Annotated in this window: 14 protein-coding genes; 7 read left to right on the top strand and 7 right to left on the bottom strand. The window is 56.5% G+C overall.

Annotated features, from left to right (window positions below; all coding sequences use genetic code 11):
- From ACIQ5B_RS06915 to dapE, 3 genes are all read left to right on the top strand, one after another.
- On the top strand, positions 1 to 832 hold an 832-nt coding region (locus tag ACIQ5B_RS06915), incomplete at its 5' end, for an FGGY family carbohydrate kinase (protein WP_397598374.1).
- Between the two features lie 103 nt (positions 833 to 935).
- On the top strand, positions 936 to 2267 hold the full coding sequence (locus ACIQ5B_RS06920; RefSeq protein WP_397598375.1) for a hypothetical protein: 1332 nt from the start codon (positions 936 to 938) through the stop codon (positions 2265 to 2267).
- A 39-nt stretch (positions 2268 to 2306) separates the two neighbouring features.
- Positions 2307 to 3446, top strand: a complete 1140-nt coding sequence (gene dapE / locus ACIQ5B_RS06925; protein ID WP_397598376.1) for a succinyl-diaminopimelate desuccinylase — start codon at positions 2307 to 2309, stop codon at positions 3444 to 3446.
- A gap of 9 nt (positions 3447 to 3455) precedes the next feature.
- Here dapE and ACIQ5B_RS06930 read toward each other — a convergent pair whose 3' ends face one another.
- From ACIQ5B_RS06930 to ACIQ5B_RS06940, 3 genes are read right to left on the bottom strand one after another with little or no spacing between them, the layout of a single operon-like run.
- Positions 3456 to 4010, bottom strand: a complete 555-nt coding sequence (locus ACIQ5B_RS06930; protein ID WP_397598377.1) for a Smr/MutS family protein — start codon at positions 4008 to 4010, stop codon at positions 3456 to 3458.
- Positions 4011 to 4017: 7 nt separating this feature from the next.
- The gene (locus tag ACIQ5B_RS06935; protein ID WP_397598378.1) at positions 4018 to 5268 is read right to left on the bottom strand and encodes a murein transglycosylase A; all 1251 of its coding nucleotides are present in this window, start codon (positions 5266 to 5268) and stop codon (positions 4018 to 4020) included.
- A 12-nt stretch (positions 5269 to 5280) separates the two neighbouring features.
- Complete coding sequence (locus tag ACIQ5B_RS06940; protein ID WP_397598379.1) at positions 5281 to 5940, bottom strand: Tim44/TimA family putative adaptor protein; 660 nt, start codon at positions 5938 to 5940, stop codon at positions 5281 to 5283.
- Positions 5941 to 6185: 245 nt separating this feature from the next.
- Here ACIQ5B_RS06940 and secB point away from each other — a divergent pair, with 245 nt between their 5' ends.
- From secB to ACIQ5B_RS06960, 4 genes are all read left to right on the top strand, one after another.
- Positions 6186 to 6695: a protein-export chaperone SecB gene (gene secB, locus ACIQ5B_RS06945; protein ID WP_397598380.1), complete on the top strand. Its 510-nt coding sequence runs from the start codon at positions 6186 to 6188 to the stop codon at positions 6693 to 6695.
- A gap of 23 nt (positions 6696 to 6718) precedes the next feature.
- Complete coding sequence (gene murJ / locus ACIQ5B_RS06950) at positions 6719 to 8323, top strand: murein biosynthesis integral membrane protein MurJ (RefSeq protein WP_397598381.1); 1605 nt, start codon at positions 6719 to 6721, stop codon at positions 8321 to 8323.
- 5 nt (positions 8324 to 8328) lie between these two features.
- A complete protein-coding gene (trpS, locus tag ACIQ5B_RS06955) occupies positions 8329 to 9327 on the top strand; it encodes a tryptophan--tRNA ligase (protein WP_397598382.1) in 999 nt (332 codons plus the stop codon).
- A gap of 100 nt (positions 9328 to 9427) precedes the next feature.
- Positions 9428 to 10084 carry a DUF4136 domain-containing protein gene (locus ACIQ5B_RS06960; RefSeq protein WP_397598383.1) on the top strand — a complete coding sequence of 219 codons (657 nt, stop codon included), beginning with the start codon at positions 9428 to 9430 and terminating at the stop codon, positions 10082 to 10084.
- A 43-nt stretch (positions 10085 to 10127) separates the two neighbouring features.
- On the opposite strand, the gene ACIQ5B_RS06965 is transcribed toward ACIQ5B_RS06960, so the two are convergent.
- From ACIQ5B_RS06965 to mutM, 4 genes are all read right to left on the bottom strand, one after another.
- Complete coding sequence (locus ACIQ5B_RS06965) at positions 10128 to 11063, bottom strand: hypothetical protein (protein WP_397598384.1); 936 nt, start codon at positions 11061 to 11063, stop codon at positions 10128 to 10130.
- Positions 11064 to 11284: 221 nt separating this feature from the next.
- Positions 11285 to 12688, bottom strand: a complete 1404-nt coding sequence (gene dnaA / locus ACIQ5B_RS06970) for a chromosomal replication initiator protein DnaA (RefSeq protein ID WP_397598385.1) — start codon at positions 12686 to 12688, stop codon at positions 11285 to 11287.
- 472 nt (positions 12689 to 13160) lie between these two features.
- Positions 13161 to 13424 carry a 30S ribosomal protein S20 gene (rpsT, locus tag ACIQ5B_RS06975; protein WP_183941705.1) on the bottom strand — a complete coding sequence of 88 codons (264 nt, stop codon included), beginning with the start codon at positions 13422 to 13424 and terminating at the stop codon, positions 13161 to 13163.
- Positions 13425 to 13532: 108 nt separating this feature from the next.
- Entirely contained in the window at positions 13533 to 14345 is an 813-nt protein-coding gene (mutM, locus tag ACIQ5B_RS06980; RefSeq protein WP_397598386.1) for a bifunctional DNA-formamidopyrimidine glycosylase/DNA-(apurinic or apyrimidinic site) lyase, read from the bottom strand.
- Positions 14346 to 14545 lie beyond the last annotated feature (200 nt).

Below are 14545 nucleotides of genomic sequence, written 5' to 3' on the forward strand. Positions count from 1 at the left end.
AACCGACTGTGCAGGCGATCTTGGCAAGACATTGCCGGAACATTTTGGCGGACCCATCCGCATTGGGGGTATGGCGGGGGACCAGCAAGCCGCCACCATCGGCCAAGGCTGCTTTGCCGTTGGCCAGACCAAGGCAACATTTGGCACGGGCGCGTTTGTGCTTACGCAAACGGGCACAACATTGCGCCAGTCACGCAACCGTCTGCTATCGACCATATTATATCAATTGGGTGGTGAGCGGCATTATGCGCTAGAGGGTTCGGTATTTGTCGCGGGCAGCCTGGTCCAGTGGCTGCGCGATGATCTGGGGCTTATTGCGCATGCTGCGGACACCGAAACACTGGCGCGCAGCGTTCCCGACAATGGCGGCGTATATCTTGTACCCGCATTGTCCGGCCTTGGCGCGCCGCACTGGCGTCCCGATGCACGGGCAAGCATCAGCGGCCTCAGTTTCTCGGCGACGAAGGCGCATGTCGCCCGCGCCGCGCTGGAGGCGATGGCCCACCAGACCCATGACCTGAAAACAGCATTTGCTGCGGACGGTGCCGATTGGGCGGAACTGCGTATTGATGGCGGCATGGTTGCCAATGATTGGATGGCACAAGACCTCGCCGACATGCTCGCCATAGATGTCGAACGTCCGGCCTTTGTCGAAACGACAGCACTTGGCGCCGCAATGCTCGCCGCCGTTGGATGCGGAATTTATAAGTCGCTTGAGGATGCCGCTGTCATGCGCGGCGGCGTGCAGCGCTTTATACCCAATATGGAAAAGCACGCACGCGACGCGCGGCTGGCCGGTTGGTCAAACGCCCTTGCGCGTGTCCTTCAATAGCCCAAGGCGGGAACCGGCGCTTCGCCTCGATTCACAACATCTTAACCATCTGACTGCAATGTAGAGCCGCCCATGTGGCGGACGACATCGACAGGACCAAGAGATGGATAATTTGCGCGGATTTGAACCGTTTGGATCAGACCTTGATGCTGAAATGCCCGCTTATACCCTCTTTGAGGATGAAGACGCAGCAATAGAGCCGCCGCCATTCATATCTGGCGACGAACGCCGGATGCAGGTCCGCGCGTATAATTTTTGGACGGCGCAGCTGCACGACCGAAATTTCCCAAGCATTGAGGAACTCAATCCATCCGCCATCGAAGATTTCCGCGACTACAGTGTTCTTCTCGATTTTACCTCGGGCATCGAAAATCCGTCCATCGACTATCTTGGCGATAAACTGCGTGCCGAATGCGGCTTAAGCGCGGACGTCACGTATCTGGATGAAGTGCCCCGAAACTCTCTGCTGTCGCGCATTACCGATCATTATCTGCAAATCATTGCCAACCACGCGCCCATCGGCTTCGAAGCCGAGTTTGTGAACGATCGCGGCAATGTCCTCATGTACCGCGGCATTTTGCTGCCCTATTCGACGGACGATGACACGATCGATTTCATTTACGGCGTCATCAACTGGAAAGAAACTGCGCCTGCAGACATTAGCGAACCGTTGCAGATTGAAGTTGAACACGCGCGCGCAGCGTTGCCGCCGCGACAGGAACATGTCCCTATCTGGGCAGATGCCCCGATGGCGGAGCAGCTTGACGATGCAGCGCCGCATGATGACGTCGAAAGCGATGAACCCTATCTGCTGCAAACCATAGCGCCCGATGAAAATGCAAGCCTTGTCAACTGGCTGGATGCCGCACGGCAATGTGCAGAACAGGCCCGCGATGCGGATCTGCGCACGCGCGATGCCTTGTATCAGGCGATTGGACGCGCATACGACTTTGCCTTGATTGCCGCCAATCACCCTGCCGATTACGCCGAGCTGCTTCATGATGCAGGCCTGAAAGCACAGGAACGCGCGCCATTTACACCAATCGTTAAGCTGGTTTTTGGCGCAGGCTATGACAAGACCCGCTTAACCGAATTTGCCACAGCGCTTCAATTTGCGCACCGCAATGCTGTTCCGATGGGAACGTTCGCCGCTATTCTCGCTGGCTTTGACGGCGGCTTGAAAGCCATTGTCGCCGCCGAACGTCGCGCCAAGAAAATCGCTGCAGGCATCGAACCGGCCACGGCGGCAGCCGATGACCCACGTGCGCGTTTGCGATCGGCGCGCAAGCGTGACCTCAGCGAATTTGCAGGCGCAGGCGACGAATTTGTTCTGCTCGTTGCCCGCCGCGATGCCGATGGCAGCGTTGCGATTGTCGGCTCAGTTCAAGGCGACGCCATGTTCACCGAAAAGGCATTGCGTAAAGCCGACGTCTGACTTGTTTCGAAGGGCATTAATGCTTAACGCGTTGGTCAGATGACTGACGCTCTTGCCCTTGATTATGCCCAACGCCTGATATCCTGCGAAAGCGTGACACCAGCGCAGGGCGCCGTATTTGACGCGCTGGAGGACATGCTGAAGCCTTTGGGTTTTCGCGTTGACCGTTTTGTATCGGGCACGGGTGATGACAATCCAGCGCATGGCGCGCCTGTCGAAAATCTGTTTGCCATTCGCGAATCCGGTGGGCGTCACTTCGCCTTTGCCGGGCATCTTGATGTCGTACCGCCGGGCGCTGGCTGGGCGAGCGATCCTTTCGTTCCGCAGATAAAGGGCGATTTACTTCACGGTCGCGGCGCAGTCGATATGAAGGGCAGTATCGCCGCATTCGTTGCGGCATTGCACGAGATACCGGCTGACGCAGGGACAATCAGCCTGATCATTACGGGCGATGAAGAAGGGCCAGCGATTTACGGCACCCGCGCCTTAATCGATCATATGCACGCGCTGGGCACGATCCCCGATGCCTGCCTTGTCGGTGAACCCACCAGCGTTAACCGGCTTGGCGACATGATGAAAATCGGACGGCGTGGGTCCGTGAATATGTGGATCTCGGTTGCGGGAACGCAAGGCCATGTCGCCTATCCGCATTTGGCCGATAACCCCATCCCAAAGCTCGTGGCGATATTGTCGGAGATCGAAGCGATTACGCTGGATGCGGGCACGGACTGGTTCCAACCAAGCAATATCGAGATCACGGACCTGACTGTTGGCAATAAAGCGACCAACGTCATTCCGGCAAAGGCCGAAGCCCGATTGTCGATCCGGTTCAACGACCTGCAAAGCGGCGAGGCGCTCGTGGCGCGGATGCAAGCGCTTGTCGAAAAGGGCGGCGGCACTTTGACCGCCATGATTTCGGGCGAGGCGTTCTTGACCCCGCCGGGCGAACTGTCCGCGGCTATTTCGGAAGCTGTCGAGGGCGTTATGGGCATGAAGCCCGAACCGTCGACCACGGGCGGAACGTCCGATGCGCGGTTCCTGACGAAAATCTGCCCCGTCGTTGAATTCGGGCTGTGCAACGCAACAATGCATAAGTTGGACGAAGCGGTCGCCATTGCCGACCTCACTGCGCTCACCGAAATCTACCGGCGCATCGCGATCCGGATGCTAGGAAGCTAGGGTCAGGCCCTAGCCTTTCAGCATGATATACAGCGCGCCTGCCCCGCCATGCCGGGGATGCGCGTTGCGGACCGCAGAGATACTCCGTGCGTGTCGTGACGCCGCCAGCCAATCGCGGACAACTGCGGCAATCGCGCCCCTGCCCTGCCCACTCGCGCGATCATGCGCGCGTTGCTTGCCCGTCACCAAAAGGACGACCTTCATCCTTTGCGCTATCGCCTGTTCAAGCGCGCCGTCGAGCCGCGCATAGGCACCGGACAACGAAGCATCGTGCAAATCCACGCTGACATCGGGCATGATACTGCCGCGCGTGATCCGTCGGTCCCAATGGCCATCCAGATTGTGCGGAACAGGCGCAATCTTGCTTTGCGGTGCGGCAACAATCTTCGCAGCTTCGCTACGTACCGGCTTCGGCTTGGCATTCAGATGCTTGGCCAAGAGCGCTTTGTCCGACGCGGCCGCAACCACGGGCTGCGGCTTTGCTTTGGCGGCGTGTATCGGGCTGACCGTGGCGACAACTTTCCCCCACAGTGCCTTTTCATTGCTGTCCAAATGCCGCGCCATGGCGAACCTATAGTCCAAGCCGGGTGACTGCCGCCTTGGGTAAGAAAATCAGCGCCGCGCCGCGTGCGGCCATACCGCCAGCGATGGCACGTGCACGGTCACCGGCACCCCAAAATGTATCAATGCGGTTTGCGCCCTTGATCGCGCCGCCGGTGTCTTGGGCAACCCAGATGCCATTGGGTTCGGCACGGTCCATCGACAGCCACAGTGGCGCACCGAGCGGGATAAACTTGACGTCGACGGCGACGCTTGCTTCGCCAACCACCGGATAGCCCATTGCGCCGAGCGGCCCAGCGCCGGTCAGTTCACGGAAAAACACGAAACTCTTATTTTCCTGCATGACTTTGCGGCCCTCTTCGGGATTGGCACGCAAATAAGCGACAATGCCCTGCATCGAACCATCGGTGATGAGACCGCGATCCTTCATCAACCGGCCAATGCCGGTGTAGCCACGCCCATTTTGGTTTTCATAGCCAATGCGCATAACCCCGCCATCGGGCAGCCTGAGCCGTCCTGACCCCTGAATTTGCAGGAAGAAAAATTCGATCGCATCATGTGCATATGCGATTTCAAGGCCTCGACCGGCCAAAGAGCCATTTTCAATCGCGGCACGGTCATCATATTGCACCAACTTGGTGCCACTGACTTTGCCGCGGATATTCTTGCCCTTTAAATCATCGGAAAACAGCCCAAGGTCGACATCAATCAGGTCCGATGGCCGTTTGTAGATCGGCACTTCACAACCCGCCTGCCGCGTGCGGCAACCCGCGATCTCAGGTTCATAATAGCCTGTGGCGAACGCCTTGCCGTTACCGACTTGCACCGCGTCCATATGCGCCGCGAAGAAGGATATCGCGTCACCCGTCCATGTTTTTACAGCGTCGCATGCGGGAACCCAATCGGCACCTTGCGTAAGGCCGCTGCTGTCAGTGCGCCGAACAAGGCCCGGGCAACTGGTGCGGAAACTATCCATGGCAAGCTGTGCCTTGCGGGCATCGACCTGCAGCGATCCAATTTCTGGTCCACGCACCACGCCCAAGCTAGCCGCCGTCGAACCGTCGCCTGTCGGGACAGGCGCAGCCAGCGTTGCCGCAGGCGTGGATGGAATGGGTTTGGCTGCCTTTTCCGGCAAACCGGCGTCAGGCGATGGACGCGATGCACCTGTCGATGCGGTCGGCACCCCATTTGAGATGATGCCGCCCGAACAAGCGGACAGGGTAAGAGCAGATAAGCCTACAGCAAAAAGGGCGCGTTTCATCGCCCGGGTGAATCAGACCGAGTCGGTTTCGTCAAGCTTCCAGTTACGGCTGGTTGACTTAACATCGCGCATGAACGTCCAGATATCATGCGTTTCAACAGCGTCGGTCATCGAACCACCGATGATATTTCCATCGGCATCCTTCACCATCGCGGCGATGTCGGCATCAAACCGAACGGTAACGCGTGCCATTGGATGGTCGTAGCTTGCATCCACAACACGTACTTCGTCGATCCGCACCAATCGGTTCGCCAATGTCTCGCCGCGCGCTTCGCGACCGTCAATGGCCTCGGCAAAGCTATCAAATACATCATCGTCGCACAGGAAACGGAGCGCTTCCTTGTCACCACGCCAATAAGCCTCCAGCACCATTTTGTAGGCGGATTTAGATCCTTCTATGAACAGCGCAAGATCAAAGCTCCGGTCCGCATTGGCAATTGCCTTGATGCCGCTTTGCGCAGCCATATCGACATTTGAGATGTCATTCGCCGGAATGGCCGCTGCGGCATCAGTGCTTGCCGAAGGTTGGCGCAGCATAGGCTGGGCAGTCGTTTCAATCGGACGGCGCGCAACGGGTTCCTGTTCGTGGCCCGTGCGTTTACCAAGCACCGAATATAGCCGAAGGCCAAGGAACGCTGCAACAAGAGCAAGCAATACAATAGTGAACGTCACAACGCCTCCATGCGCCGAATAAGAACGGCATAACATAACAGCTGCCCGGAATACATCCCATTCAGCTCCGCCTCAATACCATATAAGCACTAATGCCCCGGGTTCAAAGGGCTTTACCCAAAGAAAAGTGCGGCTTGCCGCATGTGCAACAATGATTGCCCTTTGCCGGTCACCCTGCTAGGCGCGACGTCCAATAGGGGCGCGATTTTGCGTCCATGACAATCAATAGGAAAGCACGACATCACATGGCCGACGAAGCAGGCACCATCGTTTCCGAAAATGTAAAAGCCAATGGCGCAGATACCGCACCTGCAGTGGGTATGTTAAACCAGTACATCAAGGACTTGTCGGTAGAAAACCCGCATGCGCCGCATAGCTTTAACTGGGAAGTGACCCCGCAAATCGACGTCCAAGTGAACATTCTGGCCAATGCCATCACGGATGAAGTGCATGAAGTGACCTTGAAACTCGCGGTCAAAGCCGAAAGCGACAATGGCGTCCATTTCTCGGTCGAGCTCGAATATGGCACGCTATTTGGTCTGCGTAATGTCACCGACGAACAAGCGCACCCGTTCCTTTTCGGTGAAGCGCCGCGTTTGATGTTCCCATTTGCACGCCGGATTGTTGCCGATGCCGTGCGCGATGCAGGCTACCCGCCGCTCGTTCTCGAGCCGATTGATTTCAACGCATTGTATATCCAGCAGCTCACGCAAGCACAGCAGATGGCAGAAACGCAGCCTGCAGGCGAAGCCTGAAGCTGAAGGCGCCAGGTGAACATATGAGCCTGGTTCGCAACAGCATTACCATTGGGGGGCTGACTTTGGTCAGCCGCGTACTTGGTCTTGTGCGCGATATGTTGATGGCGCGCTATGTCGGTGCAGGTCTTGCGTCCGACGCGTTTCTGATTGCGTGGCGGCTGCCCAACCTGTTCCGTGCATTGTTCGCTGAAGGCGCATTCGCGGCGGTTTTTGTCCCTCTGTTCAACAAGAAAATGACCGATGCGGAACGCGAAAAGGCACAATCGGGCCTCATCGCCGCACGGACATTCGCGAGCCAAGTGCTGTCGGTGCTGTTTCCATTTCTGGTGCTGTTCACAGGCATCATGATGTTGGCGGCGGGTCCGGTTGTCTGGGCGATGACCGGCGGCTTTCCCGATGGTGGGCCGGAGAAATTTGCGCTCGCACGGCATCTGACAATTATCACCTTTCCCTATCTCGCGCTGATCTCGTTGGTGTCGCTGCTGGGCGGCATATTAAATTCGCTGAACCGTTTCTGGGTCAATGCCGCCGCGCCGATATTGCTGAATATCTGCATGATTATCGCGCTGATTTTCTTCCGTGGTGACAGCGAAGTTGAAACGGCGGTGACCCAAGCCATTGCCGTGACCGTATCCGGCGCGCTCCAATTGCTGTGGCTAATGTGGGCATGCCACCGCGCAGGGGCTAGCCTGAAGCTTGCGTTGCCGCGCCTAACGCCCGACGTAAAACTGATGCTCGCCTTGATTGCGCCAGCGGCGATTGGCCAAGGCGCCATTCAATTCAACCTTCTGATCTCCACGTCGCTCGCGGCGCGGTTCTTGCCAGAAGGGTCGGTATCATGGCTCTATTATGCAGACCGTTTGAACCAGCTGCCATTGGGATTGATTGGCATCGCGATTGGTACAGCTATACTGCCTGCGCTTTCGCGGCAAATCGCCGGAGCCGATAGCAAGGCAGCGTCCGACACGCAAAATCGCGCCGTCGAACTGGCGTTGTTCTTTGCGATGCCTGCAACGGCGGCTCTGATCGTTTCGGCGATACCAATCGTCCATGGCATATTTGAACATGGCGCGTTCACCGCCGCCGACACGCGGGGGACCGCCGCCGTCCTGATGGCGTTTTCAGCTGGCGTGCCGGCTTATGTCCTCATCAAGGTGCTGACGCCGGGATTTTACGCGCGCAGCGACACCAAAACGCCGCTGCGGTTGGCTTTGTGGTCGATGTTGGTGAACCTCATCGGTAACCTCATTCTCATTTGGCCGCTGGCACATATTGGCGTTGGCGTTGCGACTGCGATATCGGCCTGGGTCAATGTCGCCTTGCTGTGGTTCACCTTGCGCAAACGCGGGCATATCGCGGTCGATGCGCGGCTCAAGCAAAAGGCGTGGCGCATTATTCTGGCCGCGGTATTGATGGGCGTCGCCCTGTTTTTCGGCAATGAAATCATTGAGGACCAATTGGGCACGGGATTGTGGCGGCGCATCGCTGTGCTGTCGGTTCTCGTCAGCGCTGGCGGCTGCGTCTATGCTCTAGCCATATTACTTTTCGGCGCTTACCGCATTCAAGAATTGAAATCCCTTTTCCGCAGGCGTGCAGCATCGCCCGCGGCCAATATAAGCGAGTAATCATCATGCGCGTCGTTTCTGGCATTCAACCCACCGGCAATCTGCATTTGGGCAATTATCTGGGTGCGATCCGCAACTGGGTAAAGATGCAGAATGAAATGGAATGCCTGTATTTCCTTGCCGATTTACACGCGATTTCCATGCCGCATGATCCGGCCGAATTGACGGCGAACACGCGCGAAATGGCCGCGGCCTTGCTCGCGTGCGGATTGGACACCGACAAGGCGATATTGTTCAACCAAGCACAGGTCCCTGCCCATGCGGAGCTTCAGTGGTTGCTCACCGGCACAGCGCGCATGGGTTGGCTAAACCGCATGACGCAGTTCAAGGACAAGTCAGGCAAGAACCGCGAAGGCGCCAGCATTGCGCTGTTCACTTACCCCGTGCTTCAGGCCGCCGACGTCTTATTGTATCAAGCGACGCATGTCCCGGTCGGCGAAGACCAAAAGCAGCATCTGGAACTGGCGCGCGACATTGCCCAGAAATTCAACACGGACTTCGGAAACGGCACCGATATCTTTACCTTGCCCGATCCCATCATTCCCAAAGAAACCGCGCGCATCATGTCGCTACGCGATGGCAGCTCGAAAATGTCTAAGTCGGATCAAAGCGATATGAGCCGGATTAACCTGATCGACGATGCCGACACCATTTTGAGCAAAATCAAGAAGGCCAAGACCGATCCTGAGCCACTTCCGTCGGAACCGGCTGGCCTCGAAGGCCGCCCCGAAGCGAAAAATCTTGTCGGCATTTATGCCGCCTTTGCCGAAGAGACCGTTGAGGCGACATTATCGCGGTTCGGCGGTCAGGGTTTTGGCGCATTTAAGCCGGCATTGGCCGAAATCGTAATTGAACATCTGCGCCCCATTTCGGAGCGCTTCGCCGTTCTGAAGGATGATCATGAGCAAATCGACGCCGCGCTTGCCAAGGGGGCAGCGAAAGCGCGTGAACTTGGCGGGCCGACGTTGAAGGCAGCGTATGCCGCGCTTGGTCTTCTGCGCTGAATTGTGCTGTTGTGCCGTTCAACCACAGTTCAGCGAAACTATCCTAAACAAACCGCGTTATGCTATAGACGGCGTTCAGTCGCTGCTTTGAGGATTTGAAATGATGAAAAAGGTCGCAACTTTTCTTGCTCCCATAGCATTGCTGGCACTTGGTGCCTGTGCGACGCCGTTTAACGCTGATGTCTCGCGGTTTCAGCAATTGCCCGCGCCGCAGGGCCAGACATTCATTATCCGCGCGGCCAACCCGGACAATGCAGGCGGTATTGAATTTGGCCAATATGCCGCATTGGTGGCAAGCGAGCTTCAGCAAATTGGTTATGTACCCGCGACGGGCGCAACTGCCGATATGACCGTCTCGCTCGATTATGCGGTCGATGAGGGCAAGGAACGCAATGTCGTTCGCCAAGATCCGTTTTATGACCCTTATTGGGGCTTCGGCAGCTTTTACCGGCCCTATGTCGTGCGCACCCGTCGCGGCGCGCGTTACGTCGTCGGCTATTATGATCCATTCCTGTATAGCGGCTTCAACCGCCCCTATGAAATTGATAGCTTCACGGTGTATACCGCCAATCTCGATATGAAGATTGACCGTAACGGCGACGGCAAGCGTTTGTTTGAAGGCAAGGCCGAAGCCAAGTCACGGTCAAACAAGCTGCCTTATCTGGTGCCAAATCTGGTTGAGGCGATGTTTACAGGATTTCCCGGCAACGGCGGTGAAACGGTCCGTATCTCGGTTGCGCCAGAGGAAAAGCGCTAACCTTCTAAGCCAAGCACGCCGCAAAATCCGCGAAGCTTGCGGATCAGACCCCGCAACTCAGCTCGGTTTGGCCATAGGCCGTGCCCTCACCGCGGGTGCCCGATATACCTGCGTAAAGTTCAGTTGCCCTGAATATGCCATCGGGCCCAATGTTAAACCCATTGTCGCGGAAAACGGCGATGACCTTAGCTGGCGGATCGGCGAAATATAGCGACTGCGATTCATAATGCTGGCCAAGCGCCGTGAGCGATAATCCATCAAATGAACGGCGCAGGCGCGCATAGCTGCTTTTGCCTTCGACCTTGGCATAGGCTTTTTCGCGTGCAGCCTCGTTAGCATATTCCTTGGCTTCCAATGCTTGCCATTGCGCCCGAAGCCGCGCGCCAATTTTGGTAAATTCCGCGCCAATCTCGCCGCTGAAGGCACATGTTTGCGGATTGAAGCCAATGGCAATCGGTTTACCCCCCAAGCGCGCCAATATGGATTTTCCGTTGGCCAGATAGCCATAGCGATTATCGGGAAGCTTCACCTCAATGAAGTTGTCGGCGGTAAGGCCAACCAATTTTAGCGTGGTGTCCACGCGCACACGATCAATCAGCGCGCTGTCCGACGCCGTCGTCGCCCACACATCAACGGGCGCATCGACGACCCATGATTGATCGTTCAACAAGCTGACAAGCTCGGGTGGTTTCGAGGGTGAAAGATTGACCATCGCGATGAAGCCATTGCCGTCGCTCAATGCAATCCAGCCATCGCCGGGTGGTGAACCCGGCTGAACAACACCCGTCACTTGCGAACCGCGCGGTAATTTACCCAATATGACGCTGTCAGATATGCTCGGCTTATCGCGAATATTCGCTTCGGTCATTGTGAAGAAAATTTCGGCCGCGGCAGTCGCGCTTTCGCTCTGCTCGGCCGTTGGCTTTGCCGAACCGTTCTGCAAGTCATCAAGGACGAACAGCCAAAAATACAAACCCACGAAACCCAGCAGAATAATCAGCGCCGCGACCGGCATCGCCCGTGAACGTTTAGTGGCAGCCCGGGACACAGGTCGCGCTTTCAGCGAAGCGCCGCAATGACCACAAAATAGCGCGCGAACCGCATTTGCCGACCCGCATGACGCACAAGATTGTCCCATCACATCCCTTCCGATTCCCCATCAGTGGATAGGCTCTGGAAAGGATGTTGAAAAGGGGTGGATTACGCTTCGAGCTGACGGAGCAGCGCGCGGACATCATTGTCCATGTCGCTGTCCTGCTGACGCAAGCCTTCGACCAAGCGCACGGCGTGAATTACCGTCGAATGGTCACGCCCACCAAATTTGCGTCCGATTTCCGGATAGCTGCGTGGTGTCATGACCTTGGCGAGATACATGGCAACCTGACGCGGGCGGACAACGGCGCGCGCACGGCGCTTCGATGACATTTCGCTCCGGTCGATGCGATAATATTCGCATACCGCACGCTGGATTTCGTCGATGGTGATACGGCGGCGGCAAGCGCTCAAAATATCTTTCAACTGCTCTTCAGCCAAGGTCCGGGTCACAGGCTTGCCGGTCAACTGGGCATATGCCAGCAGCTTGTTCAGGCCGCCTTCGAGTTCGCGTACGTTACGGCTGATGGTGCGGGCCAGAAATTCGATTACATCTTCACCAACTTGTGCTTCGGGCATGTTGGCAAGGCGCTGTTCGAGGATCAGGCGGCGCAGTTCAAGGTCCGCCGGTTGAATGTCCGCGACCAGACCCATCGACAGACGCGACAGGATGCGCTGATCCACGCCGTCTAGAGCTTGCGGTGCGCGGTCGGCAGCAACGACGAGGCGTTTGCCGGCACCGATGATGGCGTCGATGGTGTGGAGGAACTCTTCCTGCGTCGATACCTTGCCGATGATGAACTGAATATCGTCAATCAACAGCACATCGACGGCACGCAAGCGCGCCTTGAATTCCATGACTTCCTTGCGCCGCATCGCGGTTACAAATTCCATCATGAACTTTTCCGCAGACATATAAATGATCTGCGCGTCGGGGTTCACTTCGGCATAAGCATGACCGATGGCATGCATCAGGTGGGTTTTGCCCTGACCCGTTGCCGCTTGAAGATAAAGGGGATTGAACAGCGGCTTGTCTTTCGACGCGACGCGTTCTGCAGCGCTGAGCGCGAGAACATTGGTTTGGCCTTTGACGAAATTCGCAAACGTCATGCGCGGATCAAGAGCCGAACGTGGCGGCAGAGCGTCGTTCGCTTCTTGCGCAACAATGCGTTCGGCGTTTGTCGACGCACGGAGCAATTCGACGCGTGGTGCACCGGGGCGTGTGCGGATCTTAAGCTGCTTAACGTTTTTATTGGTGCTCGACCAAGCCAAACGCAGGCGATCGGCATAATGATCAGACACCCAGCTTGCCGAAAAATCGGAGGGCAAAAGAAGTTCGAGCGTACCGGTCAGGTCACAAAAGTCGCCAAGGGTGATAGAGCGAATCCATTGGCCATATATTTGCGCGCCCAAATCGCGACGCAAGCCAGATGAGATTGTCTGCCAATCGCCATCAAAACGGGATTTCAACGTCAGGCCGGCATTTTCGCCATGTGATTGATCTAATGTCATATGCGATACTGATTTATCTTCGGCCAACGTGCCTGCCCCCAATTTTCCACCCCATCCAGACCAACACAACCGCGCGCTATCTGCCCACATGCGAAGCGCACAGACAGTCACTATGCATTTGTTGCCAAATGCAGCAGTCGCGATGTCTGATTCTCCATGTGAGGCACTGCCCGACTGTCGTCATGCATTGCTGGAAACAGTTTCTTAGACCGCTCGAAACGAGTCGATCAAGTGCAGCGCTGCAAAAAAAATGAAATAAATGGCATTGACTCGGCAACAGCCAAGCAAATGCGTCAATTAATTTTTAAGCACTTAATTTTGCTCACTTTTTTGCAAAAACCCCTGTGGATATCTTCCGAATCGCGGGAAATCCGTCGCCTTTGGCTTTGTGACAGTGGGCAATAAAAAACCCGCCGGGAAAACGGCGGGTTTCAAATTTTAAGGCTGGACCAGCCAGCCTATAAAACATGGGTTAAGCGAGACCGCCAACCGCCTTTGTGAGGCGACCAAATTTGCGCGATGCTGTGTTCTTATGCAGAACGCCCTTGGATACGCCACGCGCCAATTCAGGCTGTGCAGCAGCGAGTGCAGCAGCGGCTGCCGACTTGTCACCAAGTTCAATCGCCGACTCTACCTTTTTGATGAAGGTACGGATGCGGCTGACGCGTGCGCCATTAACTTCGGTGCGACGCGCATTGCGACGGATACGCTTTTTTGCTTGCGGCGTATTGGCCATTTTTATCCTCGAATTTCGATATTTGCGGAGACGTCTTTATGAAACACGTCCGTTGAAGGAGCGGCCCTTAACCCTGCCCAACAGATTCGTCAACCTCGAAATACCGCACTATCGCTGACATTTCGCGCAGTAAAAGGTCGAACGCCCCGAATCAACGCGCCGTTGCACAGGCGCGCCGCAACCGCAGTCCTGCCCTTCGCGGCCATAGACGCGCCAATCCTTGGCAAAGTAGCCAAGTTCCCCATCGGGTGCGGCAAAGTCGCGCAAGGTTGATCCGCCAGCCGCGATCGCTGCCGCCAACACCTCTTTAATCGCTACAACAAGCCGCACTAGCCGGTGCTTGCTAATCGAGTTGGCGGGCGCCCGCGGATCAATGCCTGCCATGTGTAGCGCCTCACACACATAGATATTGCCCAAGCCTGCGACGATGTTCTGGTTAAGCAACATCGCCTTAATAGGGGCCTTGCGGTCGTGCAGCGCATCGCGCAGCACAGTTGCATCAAATGCCGGCGACAAAGGCTCCGGACCCATTTTTTCAAAAAAGCGATAGCTGTCCAATTTGTCCGAATCGATAATATCGAGCGAACCAAAGCGGCGGTGGTCATTCAAAGCGACAACCCGGCCGCTGGCTGTTTCCAGAATGAAATGGTCGTGCTTTTCGATTTCCGCAGGATCAACGCGCCATCGTCCGGACATGCCCAAATGGAATATCAGCGTATCCTCACGATCGGTATGGATAAGGCCATATTTGGCGCGCCGCCCAAGCGTATCGATTCGCGCGCCCGTCAGCCGCTGACGCAGATCGACCGGGATGGGCCAGCGCAAGTCCGCACGGCGCGGCTCAGCCCGCACGATAATCTCGCCTTCAAGCACCGAACGCAGGCCGGCGACTGTGGTTTCCACTTCAGGTAATTCTGGCATATCGTTTTGCACCCAGGGTCAGGACCTATTGAATGCACCGTCGCGGCGTCAAAATGGCAAAGATATCGAAGTAAAATGTCCGCCGCAGGCAGTTATTCTGCCTGCAAGGGCATTTTGCTTTGAGATCGAAGCCATTTTGGCGTCCTTCGGATTTGACCCATATTGTCCATTGCTGCGTTGGCAAGCTTGGACTTAGAACC

The sequence above is a fragment of the Sphingorhabdus sp. genome, assembly GCF_044374345.1.
Classification (GTDB): Bacteria; Pseudomonadota; Alphaproteobacteria; order Sphingomonadales; family Sphingomonadaceae; genus Sphingorhabdus_B.

What these genes read in the sequence shown, in the direction of transcription:
- ACIQ5B_RS06930 (WP_397598377.1), bottom strand. Translation starts at nt 4,010, where the DNA reads ATGGCGCGGCATTTGGACAGCAATGAAAAGGCACTGTGGGGGAAAGTT.
- secB (WP_397598380.1), top strand. Translation starts at nt 6,186, where the DNA reads ATGGCCGACGAAGCAGGCACCATCGTTTCCGAAAATGTAAAAGCCAAT.
- murJ (WP_397598381.1), top strand. Translation starts at nt 6,719, where the DNA reads ATGAGCCTGGTTCGCAACAGCATTACCATTGGGGGGCTGACTTTGGTC.
- mutM (WP_397598386.1), bottom strand. Translation starts at nt 14,345, where the DNA reads ATGCCAGAATTACCTGAAGTGGAAACCACAGTCGCCGGCCTGCGTTCG.
- trpS (WP_397598382.1), top strand. Translation starts at nt 8,329, where the DNA reads ATGCGCGTCGTTTCTGGCATTCAACCCACCGGCAATCTGCATTTGGGC.
- ACIQ5B_RS06920 (WP_397598375.1), top strand. Translation starts at nt 936, where the DNA reads ATGGATAATTTGCGCGGATTTGAACCGTTTGGATCAGACCTTGATGCT.
- ACIQ5B_RS06960 (WP_397598383.1), top strand. Translation starts at nt 9,428, where the DNA reads ATGATGAAAAAGGTCGCAACTTTTCTTGCTCCCATAGCATTGCTGGCA.
- rpsT (WP_183941705.1), bottom strand. Translation starts at nt 13,424, where the DNA reads ATGGCCAATACGCCGCAAGCAAAAAAGCGTATCCGTCGCAATGCGCGT.
- dapE (WP_397598376.1), top strand. Translation starts at nt 2,307, where the DNA reads ATGACTGACGCTCTTGCCCTTGATTATGCCCAACGCCTGATATCCTGC.
- dnaA (WP_397598385.1), bottom strand. Translation starts at nt 12,688, where the DNA reads ATGACATTAGATCAATCACATGGCGAAAATGCCGGCCTGACGTTGAAA.
- ACIQ5B_RS06935 (WP_397598378.1), bottom strand. Translation starts at nt 5,268, where the DNA reads ATGAAACGCGCCCTTTTTGCTGTAGGCTTATCTGCTCTTACCCTGTCC.